Raw genomic sequence first — 14,468 nt, 5'->3', positions numbered from 1 at the left:
TAGGGGTCTTCAGAGTCCGAGGTAGCGGAGCACGGCGAGCACCCGCCGGTTGTCCCCGTCCGAGGGCGGCAGGCCGAGTTTCGTGAAGATGCTCGTCACGTACTTCTCCACCGAACCCGCGGACAGGAACAGGCCGGACGCGATCGCCGAGTTGGACCGGCCCTGTGCCATCAGGTCCAGCACTTCGCGTTCGCGTGCGGTGAGCTCGGCGAGCGGGCCCGACCGCCCCGTGGCGGCGAACAGCTGGCGCACGACCTCCGGGTCGAGCACCGTCTCGCCGGCCGCGACCCGGCGCAGCGCGTCGAGGAAGTCGGACACCTCGGCGACGCGGTCCTTGAGCAGGTAGCCGACGGCGCCGGCCTGATCGGCGAGCAGCTGCTTGGCGTACCTCGTCTCCACGTACTGCGAGAACAGCAGGATCGCGCAGCCCGGCAGCTCTTCGCGCAGCTCGATCGCCGCGCGCAGGCCTTCGTCGGTGTGCGTCGGCGGCATGCGGATGTCCACCACGGACACGTCCGGCTGGTGCGCTCGCACGGCCGAGCGCAGCTCCTCACCGTCCTTCACGGCCGAGACGACCTCGTGGCCCCGAAGCCCCAGCAGCTCGACCAGGCCCTGGCGCAGGATGGTCGAGTCCTCCGCGATCACGATCCGCATGCGCACCCCCTGGTCCCGACCTTAGCGGGGCAACGGCAGTTCGGCGGTGACGAGCGTCGGGCCGCCGGGCGGGCTCGACACGCGCAGCTCACCGTCGACCGGCCGCAGGCGCTCCGCGATTCCGGAGAGCCCGCCGCCGGGGACGACGACCGCTCCGCCCGGCCCGTGGTCGGAGACGCTGAGGCGCAGCACCTCGTCGTGCTCGTCGACCCGGACGAGGCACGGTTTTCCGGAGTGCTTGGCGGCGTTCGTCATCAGTTCCGCAGCGGCGAAGTACACGATGGTCTCCAGTGAGGGCGGCGGGCGGCGCGGCAGGTCCACGGACACCGCGGCGTCGATGCCGGCTGAAGTGGCCACAGTGGACAGTGCCACGTCGAGTCCCTTGTCCAGCGCGGGCGGGTGGATGCCGCGCGCGAGGTCGCGCAGTTCGACGAGCGCCTGCTTCGCGTTGCCGTGGGCGGCGTCGACGAGTGTGCGCACCTGGTCGAGGTCGACGTCGGTGTCGTTGCCGGTGGCGAGCTCTTCCTTGGCCAGCCCCAGTTTCATGGCCATCGCGACGAGCTGGGCCTGGGCGCCGTCGTGCAGGTCGCGTTCGATGCGCCGCAACCGCTGGTCGGCGTCTTCGAGGGCGGTCGCGCGGGTTTCTTCGAGGAACCTCAGGCGGTGCAGCAGTCCTGGCCCGGACAGCAGCAGCCGCGCCAGCTGCCGGTCGACGATGGCCAGGGCGTGCACTACCCAGGGCAGCGCGCTCAGAGCGATGACCCCGGCGAGCGCCCACAGCACTGTGCCCGGCCAGGTGCGGCTGTAGATGCCGTAGACCGGCAGCGGCCCGTGGGTGAAGAACCAGAGCACCGGGTAGGCGGTCGCCGCGACCCCGAACACGGCGAGCGACCCGGCCACCGCGAACCCGGCGAACGCGACCGGCAGCCGCAGCACGAGGTACGCGAAGGCGCGCCACGCGTGGCGGTCGCCCACGCGCGCGACCAGCCAGCGCCAGAGCCCCGGCCGCAACTGCACCGCCTCCGGAGCGCGCAGCGGCGAGTCGAGCAGCACACCCGTCAGACGACGGTGCAGTCCGCCGGCGGCCCGCATCCCCTGCACGGCCCCGGCGAGCACCAGCACCCCGAGCCCCAGCGGGCTCAACACCACGCCCACCCCGAACGCGACCACGACGACAGCCAGCGCGACCGGCGACAGCACCCCCGCCACCACCAGCCAGCCGGCCTCGCGCCCCGTCACGCCCGGCGGACCGGGCCACCACAGCCGCCTCGGCTCCCCACCCCCCGCGACCGGCCCCGTCATGCTTCGAAGTCTGCCCCCGTCACGACTCGACGACCACCGGGTTCGCCCGGCGACGCGATGGGGGAAAACCCGGGGTTTTCGCCGGGAGCGGTGATCGGCGTCGCGCCGGCCCGGGCCGTCGGCGACGCACCGAGTTCACCGCGCGGCCGGCTGCGGTGGCCTGCGCCCGCGGCACGGAATGGGCTGGGGAAGCCGGTCTGGCTGTTTCCGCTGCTGAGACAGGCAGGGAGTGGCGCGTCCGCGACAGCAGGACCGGTGGCCATCGCCGTGTTCGGCTGCCGCCGGCCAGCTGTGGCGGCCGCCGGAGCCGGATTCTCGTGTCGGGAGGCAAGCAGAACGCCCGCGACAGCCGGGCCGGCCGTCGCGGGCGTCGCTGTGTTCGGCTGCGGCCGGCGAGCTGAGGCGGCCGGCCGCATTCCTCGCGCGGATTACTCCGCGGCGTCGTCCTGGTGGTGCTGGTCTTCGCGTGCGCGGTGTGCCGCTTCGCGCATTTCGATGACGTCGGTGAACCAGTCGCCCGTTTCGCGGGCGATGTCGCGGACCGCGCCGGTGATGATGGTGGCGATGGCGCCGATGTGGGAGGCCGCGGACTCCGTGAGCTCCTGCACCGTGTCCTTGCCGCTTTCGAACTGACCCACCATGCGAGTTCCTAGGCTGCTCGGAGTTGCCGGTCGGGATCCACGGTAGCGCCCGGGGGCCGCCCCGGCGTGCCGGGAAGCGCGAGCTTCACGATCTTCTTCGCCACTGACCACAGCTGCTTGCGCAGGGGGCCGGTGTGGTACGGCAGGCCGTAGCGCGCGCAGATCTCCCGTACCTCGGCCGCGATCTGCGGGTACCGGCGCGCCGGGAGGTCCGGGAACAGGTGGTGCTCGATCTGGTGCGACAAGTTCCCGGACAGGACGTGGAACAGCGGGCTGCCCGTGATGTTCGCGGAGCCGAGGATCTGGCGCAGGTACCACTGGCCGCGCGACTCGCCGGCCGTCTCCTCCTCGGTGAAGCTCTCCACGTCGGCCGGGAAGTGGCCGCAGAAGATGATCGCGAACGCCCACAGGTTGCGCACGAGGTTGGCGCTCGCGTTGCCCAGCAGCGTGAGCGGTGCGAGCGGCCCGGTCCGCAGCGGGAACAGCACGTAGTCCTTGCCGATCTGCCGCGCGGCCTTGCGCACGATCTTGCGCAGCACCGGCGCGTTCTCGGCCCACGTCCGCTCGCCCTTCACGACGCGGTCGACCTCCAGGTCGTGGAGCATCACGCCCCACTGGAACAGTAGGGCCAGCAGCGTCGCGTACACCGGGTTGCCGAGGTAGTACGGGTGCCACTTCTGGCTGGCGTCCATCCGCAGGATGCCGTAACCGATGTCGCGGTCCTTGTCGAGGATGTTCGTGAACGTGTGGTGGATGTAGTTGTGCGAGTGCCGCCAGTTCTCGGCCGGTGCCACGGTGTCCCACTCGAAGCGCTGCGAGCTCAGCTCTGGGATTCGGGTCCAGTCGTACTGGCCGTGCATCACGTTGTGGCCGATCTCCATGTTGTCGAGGATCTTGGCCAGCGACAGCGCCCCGACGCCCGCGATCCAGGCCGGCGGCAGGAACCCGGCGAACAGCAGCGCGCGTCCGGCGACCTCCAGCCCGCGCTGCGTCTTGATGATCGTGCGGATGTATTCGACGTCGGCCTCGCCCAGGTCGGCCACGATGCGCTGGCGCAGCGCGTCGAGTTCGCGGCCGAACTCCCCGACCTGCTCGGGCGTCAGGCGGTCCTGCAAACCGGTCACGGTCGTCCCTCCTGTGGTTGTGCGGGATACCCGCACCCGATCGGCGTTGCGAGCGGGTGGGGCAGTGTGTGCTCACACCGCCTCTCAGGCGTTGATCTCCACGTCCCCGACCGGGACGCTGATGCAGAGCTGGATCTCTTCGTCTGCCTCGCCGGAGACCTCGCCGGTGCGGGCGTTGCGCACGCGCCCGGCGGTCTTGACCTGGGTGCACGAGAAGCAAATGCCCATCCGGCACCCGTGCTCGGGTGTCAGGCCTGCGTCCTCGGCCTGCTCCAGCAGCGGCTTGCCCGAGTTGGCGCACTCGCGGCCGCTGCGCGCGAACCGCACCGTGCCCTCGGCGCCCGCGGTGTCGAAGGTGAGCGGCGGCGCGGTGAACTCTTCGGTGTGCAGTCGTTCACCGAGCTCTTCGGCGCCGAACACTTCCCGAGCCGAATCCATCAGCGGCTTCGGGCCGCAGAGGAACGTCTCGGCGTCGCGGAACCACGGCGCGGCTCGCCCCAGGTGCTGCTTCGAGAAGAAGCCGTGCAGGTCGCCGCCGCGGCCGTGGGTGTGCGCGTGCACCACCCGGAAGCCGGGGTGCCGCGCGGCGAGCTCCGCCAGTTCGTCGCGGTAAAGCACGTCGGCCGCGGTGTGCGAATAGTGCAGGAACACGATCTCGCCGCGGTGGCCCTCGGCGACGAGCCGGCGCGCCATCGCCAGCACCGGCGTGATGCCGCTGCCGCCGCTGATCAGCAGGATCCGCTCCGGCCGGAGTGCGGGCAGGGTGAACTCGCCGTCGGCCGCCGACAGCCCGAAAACAGAACCGGTCTTCGTTGTCGCGTGCAGGTGCCGCGACACCAGGCCCTGCGGATCGGCCTTCACCGTGAACTCCAGGTCGCCCTCACTGCTGCACGGCGAGTAGCAGCGCGTCCGCCGGACGCCGTCGATTTCCACCGTCAGCCGCACGTACTGGCCGGCCTCGAACCCCCGCCACGCGCGGCTCGGCCGCACGGTGAACGTCACCGTGTCCGGCGTCTGGTGCCGCACGCTCGTGACCCGGCCGCGGATCTCACGCCGGACCAGCATCGGGTCGAGAAGCTCCAGGTAGCGGTCCGCGCCGTGCGGAGTCAGCAGGGCCTCGCCGAGCGCGCGCCAGCCGCGCGGCAGCAGGATCGTCATCGCTCCTCCGCAAGTTTCAGTGAACGCTTGTACACTCCACAGTGTGGCGGGACGGACCCTGGATCTGTCAATTCGGGAGCGAGGTGATGTGACGTGGACCATGCCGAGGGCGTCGGTACGCTGCCGGCTGTGTCCGCAGGGGAGGTGCCGGCCGGTCCGGTGAGCCGGCAGGAGCGCAAGCAGCGCACCCGGCAGGCTCTGCTCGACGCCGCACTGGAGCTGCTCGCCGACGGCGGGTTCGCCGGCCTGTCCCTGCGCGAGGTCACCAAGCGCGCTGGCATCGTGCCCACGGCGTTCTACCGGCACTTCACCTCGATGGACGAGCTCGGCATCGCGCTCGTCGAGCAGACCACGCGCACGCTGCGGGAGCTCATCCGCTCGGCGCGCACCGAGCCCGCGGACCACCTCGACGTCGTCGACGCGTCGGTGCGCACGCTGTACGAGCACGTGCGCGCCCACGAGGACCACTTCCGGTTCGTCACCCGCGAGCGTTACGCCGGCACCGGGCCGGTCGCCCGCGCCATCGGCGTGGAACTGCGGCTGTTCTCCAGCGACCTCGCCATCGACCTCGCGCGCTTCGAACCCTTGCGGCAGTGGCCGACCGAAGACCTCCACACGCTCGCCGACCTCATCGTCACGAGCATGCTCGCCACGGTCGTCGACCTCCTGGACGTGCGCCAGGGCGACCGCGAAGCGGACGAACGCGTGCTCGGCCAGGCCAGCAAACGGTTGCGGATGATTCTCACGGGTGTGCCGCACTGGCGGCCGTCGCCGTAGGAGACGACCAGTGAAATTCGTGCTCCCACCAGCGGAGAAACCGGACGCACGGGCGTAAACGCGACTCGTTGAACCGGGCGCGGGCGCGCTCGCGTGGTAGAACCGCAGCAACGGTGATCCTCAGCCGACCCTCAATGACGAGGAGGTCGCGTGGCGGAGAACGGAACCCGGCTGACGGTCGGGGTGGTCGCGGAATCGCGCCCGGGCGAGCGCCGAGTGGCGATGGTGCCGAAGCTAGTCGGCCGGCTGGCTCAACGCGGCTTGCGAGTGCTCCTGGAACCGGGCGCGGGCGCCGGCGCGCAGCTCGCCGACGAGGCCTACGTCGAGGCGGGCGCGGAAGCCGGCGACGCGTGGTCGGCCGACGTCGTGCTCAAGGTCGCGCCGCCCACGCCCGACGAGGTCGCAAAGCTGAAACCCGGCACCGTACTGATCGGCTTCCTCGACCCCCGCGGGAATCCGGCGGGCCTCGAGGCGCTGGAGAAAGCGGGCGTCAAGGCCTTCGCCGTGGAAGCGGTTCCGCGGATCTCCCGGGCGCAGGCCATGGACGCGCTGTCGTCGCAGAGCAGCGTCGCCGGCTACCGCGCGGTGCTGCTCGCGGCGGAGAAGCTGCCCCGGTTCTTCCCGATGCTGACCACGGCGGCCGGCACCGTCCCACCGGCGAAGGTGCTGGTGCTCGGCGCTGGTGTCGCGGGGCTGCAGGCGCTCGCCACGGCCAAGCGGCTCGGCGCCCAGACCACCGGCTACGACGTGCGGCCCGAGGTGGGGGAGCAGGTGCGCTCGCTCGGCGCGAAGTTCCTCGACCTGGGTATCGAGGCCGTCGGCGAGGGCGGGTACGCACGGGAGCTGACCGAGGAGGAGCGCACCGAGCAGCAGCGCCGGCTCACCGAGGCCATCACGCGGTTCGACGTCGTCGTCACGACCGCGCTCGTGCCCGGGCGCAAGGCTCCGACGCTGGTCACGGCGGACGCGGTGAAGGGCATGCCCGCCGGGGGCGTCGTCGTCGACCTCGCCGGCGAGACCGGCGGCAACTGCGAGCTGAGCAAGCCGGGCGAGGACGTCGTCGAGTTCGATGTGACGATCAGCGCCCCGCTCAACCTGCCCGCCGGGATGCCGGGGCACGCGAGCGAGCTGTACGCGCGCAACGTCACCGAGCTGCTGGAACTGCTCGTGACCGCCGATGGCGAGCTGGCGCTCGACTTTTCCGACGAGGTCGTCGCCGGTGCCTGCGTGGCCGGGCGGGAAGGGAGCGCGTCGTGACCCTGGTGGAGAACCTGGCCGTGCTCGTGCTTGCGGGGTTCGTGGGCTTCGCGGTGATCTCGAAGGTCCCCAACACCCTGCACACGCCGCTGATGTCGGGCACCAACGCGATCCACGGCATCGTGCTGCTGGGCGGGCTGATCGTGCTGGGCCTTGGCGTCGAGGGTGTGCTGAACAAGGTCCTGCTCGTGATCGCCATCGCCTTCGGCACGATCAACATCGTCGGCGGTTTCCTCGTGACCGACCGGATGCTCGGGATGTTCAAGGGCAAGAAGCCCGAACCGGGGGACGACGGCGAGGAGGCGGACCGATGACGCAGCTCATCGCGGTGCTCTACATCGTCGCGTTCGCCCTGTTCATCTACGGCCTGATGGGGCTCACCGGGCCGCGCACGGCGGTGCGCGGCAACTGGATCGCTGCCACGGGCATGGTGATCGCGATCGTCGCGACGCTGCTCACACCCGGCATGGGCAGCTGGCTGCTGATCATCCTCGGTGTCGTGCTCGGTGCGCTCGTCGGCGTGCCGGCCGCGCGCAACGTCAAGATGACCGCGATGCCGCAGATGGTGGCTTTGTTCAACGGCGTTGGCGGCGGTGCTGTTGCCCTCATCGCGTGGGTCGAGTTCCGCAGCACCGACGGCTACGCGACCGAACCTCTGTACGTGGGCATCGCGTCGCTGTTCGCCGCGCTCATCGGGTCGATCTCCTTCTGGGGCTCGGGCATCGCGTTCGGCAAGCTGCAGGAGCTCATCACCGGACGGCCCGTGACGCTCGGGAAGCTGCAGCAGCCGGCGAACCTGCTGCTGGTGCTGATCGCCGTCGCGTGCGCCGTGCTCATCCTCATCGGCGGTGACGCGGAGGTGCTGATGATCGGCCTGCTGCTGGCCGCCGCGCTCCTCGGGATCACGGTGGTGCTGCCGATCGGCGGCGCCGACATGCCCGTGGTGATCTCGCTGCTCAACGCGTTCACCGGGCTTTCCGCGGCCGCGATGGGCCTCGCGCTGAGCAACACGGCGCTGATCGTGGCCGGGATGATCGTCGGCGCCTCCGGCTCGATCCTCACGAACCTCATGGCGAAGGCGATGAACCGCTCGATCCCGGCGATCGTCGCCGGCGGGTTCGGCGGCGCCACCGCGGTGACGGCCGGGGGTGGGGCGAAGGAGGCGCGGCCGGTGCGCAGCACGAGCGCGGCCGACACGGCGATCCAGATGGCCTACGCGAACAAGGTCGTGGTCGTGCCCGGCTACGGCATGGCCGTGGCGCAGGCCCAGCACACCGTGCGCGAGATGGCGAAACTGCTGGAGGCCAAGGGGATCGACGTCGCCTACGCCATCCACCCGGTCGCCGGGCGCATGCCGGGGCACATGAACGTGCTGCTCGCCGAGGCCGACGTGCCCTACGAACAACTGCGCGAGATGGACGAGATCAACTCCGAGTTCGCCCAGACCGACGTCGCGCTCGTGATCGGCGCCAACGACGTCACCAACCCGGCCGCGCAGACGGACCCGGGTTCGCCGATCTACGGCATGCCGATCCTCAAGGTCAACGACAGCCGCTCGGTGATCGTGCTCAAGCGCTCGATGAACTCGGGCTTCGCGGGCATCGACAACGAGCTGTTCTACGATCCGAAGACCAGCATGCTCTTCGGGGACGCCAAGTCGTCGGTGGGCGAGATCGTGGAGGAGCTCAAAGCGCTGTGAACACCGGGTCGGACGTGCGCGCACAGTTCAGCGATCCGGCCGGCAACCTGGCGTTCGACGAGGCGCTGCTGCGCGAGGGGCCGGTCGCTCCGGTGCTCTGGCTGTGGCGCAACCCGGTGAGCGTGGTCGTCGGCCGGGGCCAGAAGATCGCACGCGAAGTGCGGGTCGCCGAGTGCGCGCGCGACGGCGTGCCGGTGCTGCGCCGGGCCAGCGGCGGCGGCACGGTGTACCACGACCCGGGCAACCTGAACGTGACGCTCGTCCTGCCCGGCCCCGCGGACAAACCGCTCGAGATGCTCGGCCTGGTGATGTCCGCGGCCGTCGAAAAGCTCGGCCTGCCACCACGCCTGGGCGAACGCGGCTTGTTCGTCGGCGACGCGAAGCTGTGCGGGTTCGCGGTGTTCCGGACCAAGAGCGGGCTGCTGGCCCACTCGACCCTGCTCATCGACACGGACGCCGCGCGCGTCGGCGCGTACCTCACGGCCCCGCCGCCGGACCCGAAGCCACTCGACTCGCACCGCAGCAAGGTCGCGTCGCTGTCCGACCACGGCGTGCACCCCGCCGAGGGCGAGGTGGAGTCCGTGGTGCGCGCGGCGGCCGCAGGCCTGCTCGGCCCGCTGACCCCCCGCTCGCCGACGGACGCGGAGCTCGCGCGCCGGCGGACGTTGCTGCACACCCGCTACCACTACGCCCAGTGGCACGCGGACGGACGACAACGCCGCGACTGAGGTTTGGCCGGCTCGGCGTTCGCGTGGCGTCGGCTGTTGTTGTGTTCGCGCGGGTGCCCTGCTGCGGGCAACGGGCGCCGCGGCCGCGGCTTATGGGCCCGTGGGGCACGTGGCGGCCGGCGCGTTTTCGGGGCGCGATTGAAGCGGGCCGGTTCGGCGTTCGTGCGTCGGTGGGTGTTGCCGGGTTCACGGGTGAGCGACCGAGGCTTACTGCCCGAGGGGAACGTGGCAGCCGGCGCGTTTCTGGGGCGCGATTGAGGTGGGCTGGCTCGGCGTTCGCGTGGCGTCGGCTGTTGTTGTGTTCGCGCGGTGTCCCGCTGCGGGCAACCCGCGCCGCGTCCGCGGCTTCTGGGCCCGTGGGGCACGTGGCGGCCGGCGCGTTTTCGGGGCGCGATTGAAGCGGGCCGGTTCGGCGGGTGCGTCGGTGGGGTTCGCGCGAGCGCTCACCGCGGCCCCAGCACCGCGGCTTACTGGCGCGAGGAGAACGTGACGGCCGGCACCTTCCGCGCCGGGCGACGGGTTGCGGTCTTGGGCTCCGGGGCTTCGGGCGCTGCGGTTTTCGGTTCGCCGGCTTTCGCGGTCGGCGGTTTCTGCGGGTTCGCTTTGGTTCCCACCGGTTTCGCCGACGTGATCTTGGCCGCAGCCTTCTTGCCGGCCGGGGTCTTGTGCTCGGCCGCCTTCCCCGTCGTGGCTTTGGTCTTCGCCGCCGCGGCGGATTTCGCTGCAGGTGCTTTCGCGGTGCCGGCCTTGGCTTTCAGCGTGGCGGGTTTCGCATCGGCGGCCGGCGCCTTGGCCGTGGTGGTCTTCGGCGCGGATGCCTTGGCGGACTTGGCCGCTGCGGAGTCCCGGGTGGCCTGAACCTTCTTGCCCCGCGCGGGCTGCGCGGCCGCTTTGCCCTGCTTCGCCGCGCGGGTCGCGGTTTTCGCCGCTGCCGCTGTGCGCTTGGCGGGTTTTTCCTCCTCCGCGACAGCGCTTTTCGTACCCGCCGCCAGTCGCCTGCGCTGTTTGCGGCCTCCTGTGCGCCGGCCGTGGCGCACGTACGGGTCGAAGATTTCCCGCAGCGCGGCCGCGTTTCGCCGGGAGAGGTCGATTTCGTAGCCGACACCGTCGAGGCCGAAGCTCACCGTCTCGGCCGCCGGCTCGGTGGTCAGGTCGTCCAAGACGTGGACAGCGGTGTTCCTGGCCAAGACGGCAGCCTCCCGTGCTCGATCGTGGTTGTGCGCGCAATCGGCACGGCGACGACCCGGTCACCCGGCGTCGCCGGTTCTTGCAGCTCGCGGAACACGATATCGGCTGGCTTGCGTGAAGCCTCGCGGTGGTGTGCGCTGAAGCCATGTCAGGACAGACTTTCGACGTCGTGGTGATCGGAGCCGGCCCCGTCGGTGAGGTCGCCGCAGAACGCGCCGCCAAGGGTGGGTTCAAGGTGGCGCTCATCGAGCACGAATTGTTCGGCGGTGAATGCTCGTACTGGGCGTGCATCCCCAGCAAGGCGTTGCTGCGCCCCGGGAACCTCCTCGCCGCGGCCAAGCGGATTCCCGGTGTGCCGATCGGCGACGCGCTCGACCCGGAGAAGGTGCTCGCCCGCCGCGACTGGTTCGTCGGCCGCGGTGACCCCGAAGGCCAGGACCACGGCCAGGCGGACTGGGCGCGGGGTGTCGGCGTCGAGCCGATCCGCGGCCATGGCCGGATCACCGGCGAGCGGGAAGTGACGCTCGAGGACGGGCGCGTGCTCACCGCGCGCCACGCGGTGATCGTGTGCACCGGCAGCGTGCCGCGCACCCCGGCGATCCCTGGGCTGGACACGATCAAGCCGTGGGGTTCCCGGGAAGCCACTTCGGCGACGGCCGTGCCCGCGCGCCTCGCGGTGCTCGGCGGTGGTGTCGTCGGGGTGGAGATGGCGCAGGTGTGGGCCACGCTGGGCTCGCAGGTGCACCTGATCATCACGGGTGAGCGTCCGTTGCCGCGGCTGCCGGAGTTCGCGGGTGACCTCGTGCTGGACGGGCTGCGGGCCGCCGGGGTGACGGTGCACACCGGCTCGGGCATCGAGAAGGTGTCCGCTGTGGACAGCGGGGCGTCGCTGCAGCTCACCGGTGGTGAGGAGCTGGTGGTCGATGAACTGCTCGTCGCGACGGGCCGCACGCCGGCCTCGGGCGACGTCGGGCTCGACGTGCTCGGCCTGCCCACCAGCGGCCCGCTCGAGGTCGACGAGAGCGGGCGCGTGTCCGCCGTGGACGGTGGGTGGCTGTATGCCGCGGGTGACGTGACCGGACGCGCGCTGCTCACGCACCAGGGCAAGTACGCCGCCCGCGTGGCCGGCGACAGCGTCGCCGCGCGCGGCCGCGGTGCGGACATCCCGACCGGGCCCTGGAGCAAGTACAGCGCGACCGCCGACCACCACGCGGTGCCGCAGGTCATCTTCACCGACCCGGAGGTCGCGTCGGTCGGGCTCACCGAGGCTCGGGACGGTTCGGCCGATCGCGTCGTGGACATCGACATCGCGGTCGCCGGCTCGGCGCTGCACGCCGACGGCTACGCCGGCAAGGCCCGCATGGTCGTCGACACCGAGCGCGGGGTCGTGCTGGGCGTGACGTTCGTCGGCCCGGACGTCGCCGAACTGCTGCACTCCGCGACGATCGCCGTGGTCGGCGAGGTGCCGCTGGACCGGCTGTGGCACGCCGTGCCGTCGTTCCCGACGATCAGCGAGGTCTGGCTGCGGCTGCTCGAGGCGTACGGGCTGTAGTTCCACCGGGCGGGTCCCTGCGGGGACCCGCCTCAGGACGGCATCGTGAGCGCGAGCGCGCCCTGCGCGGCGCGGGTGAGGCCGGGGTCGTCCGGTGTGGACGGACCCGTCTGCCACACCACCTGCACGAGCCGCACGCCGTTGCCGTCGATCTTGCTGGCGTACGCGGCGCTGTCGAACTGTGGCGGCGGCCCGGGCCACTTGCCGGTCTCGGTGGCGACGTCGAGGATCCCGCCGCCGCCCGGCGTGTCGGCGACCTGCTTGAAGTGCGTGGCCTGCGCCGCGTCGGGGAACTCGACCACGGCGACGGTCACCGCGGCCGGCCGTCCGTCGACCAGCGCCGTGTAGCTCGCGCGGCGGACCGCGGAGCAGCTGGTCTGCTGCAAGCTCGCCTGCACGTCCCCGAACGCGTGCGACGCGCACCGCTGGTCCGCGCTGTTCGCCCGCGGCTCGAAGGACAGGCTCGGCGCCGCGCTGCTCGCCGGCGCTCCACTGCTCGCCACGGGTGCCGCCGCGGGCGCACTGGCGCGCTTGCTGGGTGGCGGCGAGGCCTCCCCGCCGCCCCCACCGGTCGCCGCCACGACGATGGCCGTGACCAGGAGCACCGCCAGCAACCCGATCGCCGCGACCGGCACCCACCGCACGGTCCTCGACGACTTCTCCGCGCCCGGCGCCACCGCTCCCCGCGATCCCGCCGACGACGGCGCCGAGGGCACCGCCTGCCGCGGCTCTGCGGTTGCGGTGGCGGAGGTGCGGGCCGCGCTGGTGGTGCCCACCGGTCCCGGCGCGGCACCGGTCCTCAGCGCTCCGGCTGCTGCCGTGCCGGGACGCGGGGCACCGGGCATCGGCGAGACAGGTGCGATGGTCCGGTCCGCGGGCGCGGTGGTGCCGACCACCGGTGAGCCCGGTGTCGCGGCAGCGCTCCCGGGTACCCCGTTCTGCGCGGCAGCCGAGACTTTGCCCACGCCCGCCGAGGCGGCAGCGGGGGACACCGGCGCCCCTGATTTCGGCGCCGGCCCAGGTCCGGCGGAAGGGCCGGGGCGGCCCGCCGTGGTGCCGGCCGCCGTCGTGGGCGTCGGTGCGGGGATTGGCGTGGCTTTCGGCGCCGTCACGGCCGGTGCCGGGCGTGAGCCGGGGACCCGATGCGGCGGTGTGGTGACGGGTTCCTGCTTCGGTGCCGCCATCTTCTCGGTTGCGGCCGAGTCGAGCGGAGTGTCCGGTTCGTCGGTGCCCTGCGGATCGGCCGAAGTGGACGGAGCCGCACCGGGGACGGGCGGAGGCGCGGTGGATTCGGTCGGCATGTCGGTGAGTGCGTCCGAGCCGGCCGGCGAAGCGGCCGAAGTGGACCCACCCACCGGAGTGGCCTTGGGCGGCGGTTCGGTGGACTCCGTGGGAGTGTCGGTGAAGGCGATGTGTGGCACCGGGACCACCGTCGGGATGACCGGCGGCGGTGGCGGAACGGACGTGATGGTGGGGCGCTTCGCAGTGGTACCAGCCGGACCAGCGGCGGAAGCACCGGCAGACGCCGCGGCCGGTTTCTCCACCCGCGCCGGCGCGGGTGCGGCAACCGCCACAGGCGGATCGTCCGTGTAGCGCACGAAACCTTCGCCCAGCAGGACGTCGTCGGGCAGCGCCGGGGCGTCGGGCGCCAGCGCGGAGATCAGGGCGCGCGCCTGGTCGAGCGACCGGGGGCTGCGCGCCGTCGCGAGCGACACCGTGGCTGCGAGCATCGTGGTCGGCGTGGGGTGGAGCACGCGGACCGGCCCGGCGAGGTCGGCGGCCGGCTGGTCGACCGTTTCGACGTACGGCCCGACTGCCACGATCGTGCCCACCGGGCCGCAACCGGGGGCCAGTTCGGCGATGCGGCGCTCGCATTCCTGTGACAGGTCCAGTGCCTCCGTGGCGGGGTTGACTGCGTCGTCCCCGTGGACGAGCGGCCAGCCGTCGGCCTTCCACGGGCCGCCGAGCGGGGCTTCGAGGCGCAGGGCCGGGTCGGGCAGGTCGACGCCGATCACGATGAGCACGCCCTTGGGCAGCACCACCACGGCCTCCACGGCCCGGTCGTCTCCCGCCGGCCTGGCACCGACCAGCGCGACGCCGCCGATGACGGTGCTGCCGCGGCCGAGGGACGCCAGTGCCGCCCGCACGTCTTCGGCGACGCGCGACGGCTGCTGCCCGAGGCGGACCAGTCGCACCGAACCCCTCCTCACCTCGACCGTTCCGGGGCACCACGCTAGCGTGCCGGACGCCGAGATCCGTGCTAAACGCGGACGCGTCGGCGAGCCTCCCTCCTAAAGGGGGTTCGCGCGCGACTTGTGGTGTTCGTGTGGCCAAACGGCACAGTTGGGGTGCAGAATGTGCTACACAGATCGGGAAGCGGCACGTCGG

13 protein-coding genes are annotated in these 14,468 nt (G+C 71.9%); 6 read left to right on the top strand and 7 right to left on the bottom strand.

All coding sequences use genetic code 11. The features are described from left to right. Positions 1–9: 9 nt before the first annotated feature. The 5 genes from I6J71_RS34120 to I6J71_RS34100 all read right to left on the bottom strand — a co-directional run bounded on the left by I6J71_RS34120 (position 10) and on the right by I6J71_RS34100 (position 4,879). Positions 10–654 (bottom strand): response regulator transcription factor, encoded by a 645-nt coding sequence (locus I6J71_RS34120; RefSeq protein WP_204090609.1) that lies wholly within the window; start codon positions 652–654, stop codon positions 10–12. A 21-nt stretch (positions 655–675) separates the two neighbouring features. Further along, positions 676–1,956, bottom strand: coding sequence for a sensor domain-containing protein (locus I6J71_RS34115; RefSeq protein WP_204090608.1), 1,281 nt, complete (start codon positions 1,954–1,956; stop codon positions 676–678). A 428-nt stretch (positions 1,957–2,384) separates the two neighbouring features. After that, positions 2,385–2,597 carry a hypothetical protein gene (locus tag I6J71_RS34110; RefSeq protein ID WP_204090607.1) on the bottom strand — a complete coding sequence of 71 codons (213 nt, stop codon included), beginning with the start codon at positions 2,595–2,597 and terminating at the stop codon, positions 2,385–2,387. Positions 2,598–2,605: 8 nt separating this feature from the next. Next, complete coding sequence (locus I6J71_RS34105) at positions 2,606–3,721, bottom strand: acyl-CoA desaturase (RefSeq protein WP_204090606.1); 1,116 nt, start codon at positions 3,719–3,721, stop codon at positions 2,606–2,608. A gap of 84 nt (positions 3,722–3,805) precedes the next feature. Next, complete coding sequence (locus tag I6J71_RS34100) at positions 3,806–4,879, bottom strand: ferredoxin reductase (protein WP_204090605.1); 1,074 nt, start codon at positions 4,877–4,879, stop codon at positions 3,806–3,808. A 93-nt stretch (positions 4,880–4,972) separates the two neighbouring features. On the opposite strand from I6J71_RS34100, the gene I6J71_RS34095 reads away from it, so the two are divergent. The 5 genes from I6J71_RS34095 to I6J71_RS34075 all read left to right on the top strand — a co-directional run bounded on the left by I6J71_RS34095 (position 4,973) and on the right by I6J71_RS34075 (position 9,340). Beyond that, a complete protein-coding gene (locus I6J71_RS34095) occupies positions 4,973–5,656 on the top strand; it encodes a TetR family transcriptional regulator (protein WP_204090604.1) in 684 nt (227 codons plus the stop codon). Positions 5,657–5,806: 150 nt separating this feature from the next. After that, a complete protein-coding gene (locus I6J71_RS34090) occupies positions 5,807–6,913 on the top strand; it encodes a Re/Si-specific NAD(P)(+) transhydrogenase subunit alpha (protein WP_204090603.1) in 1,107 nt (368 codons plus the stop codon). A 2-nt stretch (positions 6,914–6,915) separates the two neighbouring features. After that, entirely contained in the window at positions 6,916–7,227 is a 312-nt protein-coding gene (locus I6J71_RS34085; RefSeq protein ID WP_204097374.1) for an NAD(P) transhydrogenase subunit alpha, read from the top strand. Next, the gene (locus tag I6J71_RS34080) at positions 7,224–8,612 is read left to right on the top strand and encodes an NAD(P)(+) transhydrogenase (Re/Si-specific) subunit beta (RefSeq protein ID WP_204090602.1); all 1,389 of its coding nucleotides are present in this window, start codon (positions 7,224–7,226) and stop codon (positions 8,610–8,612) included. Before I6J71_RS34085 ends, I6J71_RS34080 begins: the two co-directional genes overlap by 4 nt. After that, positions 8,609–9,340 (top strand): lipoate--protein ligase family protein, encoded by a 732-nt coding sequence (locus I6J71_RS34075; RefSeq protein WP_204090601.1) that lies wholly within the window; start codon positions 8,609–8,611, stop codon positions 9,338–9,340. The genes I6J71_RS34080 and I6J71_RS34075 overlap by 4 nt, the downstream gene beginning before the upstream one ends. 467 nt (positions 9,341–9,807) lie before the next feature. On the opposite strand, the gene I6J71_RS34070 is transcribed toward I6J71_RS34075, so the two are convergent. Beyond that, the gene (locus tag I6J71_RS34070) at positions 9,808–10,527 is read right to left on the bottom strand and encodes an Lsr2 family protein (protein ID WP_204090600.1); all 720 of its coding nucleotides are present in this window, start codon (positions 10,525–10,527) and stop codon (positions 9,808–9,810) included. Between the two features lie 146 nt (positions 10,528–10,673). On the opposite strand from I6J71_RS34070, the gene I6J71_RS34065 reads away from it, so the two are divergent. Beyond that, positions 10,674–12,080 carry an NAD(P)/FAD-dependent oxidoreductase gene (locus I6J71_RS34065; protein ID WP_204090599.1) on the top strand — a complete coding sequence of 469 codons (1,407 nt, stop codon included), beginning with the start codon at positions 10,674–10,676 and terminating at the stop codon, positions 12,078–12,080. Positions 12,081–12,112: 32 nt separating this feature from the next. Here I6J71_RS34065 and I6J71_RS34060 read toward each other — a convergent pair whose 3' ends face one another. Further along, complete coding sequence (locus I6J71_RS34060; RefSeq protein ID WP_204090598.1) at positions 12,113–14,275, bottom strand: hypothetical protein; 2,163 nt, start codon at positions 14,273–14,275, stop codon at positions 12,113–12,115. Positions 14,276–14,468: the final 193 nt, after the last annotated feature.

The sequence above is a fragment of the Amycolatopsis sp. FDAARGOS 1241 genome, from assembly GCF_016889705.1.
Lineage (GTDB): Bacteria > Actinomycetota > Actinomycetes > Mycobacteriales > Pseudonocardiaceae > Amycolatopsis.
Note: the sequence above shows the minus strand (reverse complement) of the source record. Positions and strands in the feature narration are given on the sequence as shown.

Coding starts and splice junctions, on each gene's coding strand:
- I6J71_RS34120 (WP_204090609.1), bottom strand. CDS start 654: ATGCGGATCGTGATCGCGGAGGACTCGACCATCCTGCGCCAGGGCCTG.
- I6J71_RS34115 (WP_204090608.1), bottom strand. CDS start 1,956: ATGACGGGGCCGGTCGCGGGGGGTGGGGAGCCGAGGCGGCTGTGGTGG.
- I6J71_RS34110 (WP_204090607.1), bottom strand. CDS start 2,597: ATGGTGGGTCAGTTCGAAAGCGGCAAGGACACGGTGCAGGAGCTCACG.
- I6J71_RS34100 (WP_204090605.1), bottom strand. CDS start 4,879: ATGACGATCCTGCTGCCGCGCGGCTGGCGCGCGCTCGGCGAGGCCCTG.
- I6J71_RS34080 (WP_204090602.1), top strand. CDS start 7,224: ATGACGCAGCTCATCGCGGTGCTCTACATCGTCGCGTTCGCCCTGTTC.
- I6J71_RS34065 (WP_204090599.1), top strand. CDS start 10,674: ATGTCAGGACAGACTTTCGACGTCGTGGTGATCGGAGCCGGCCCCGTC.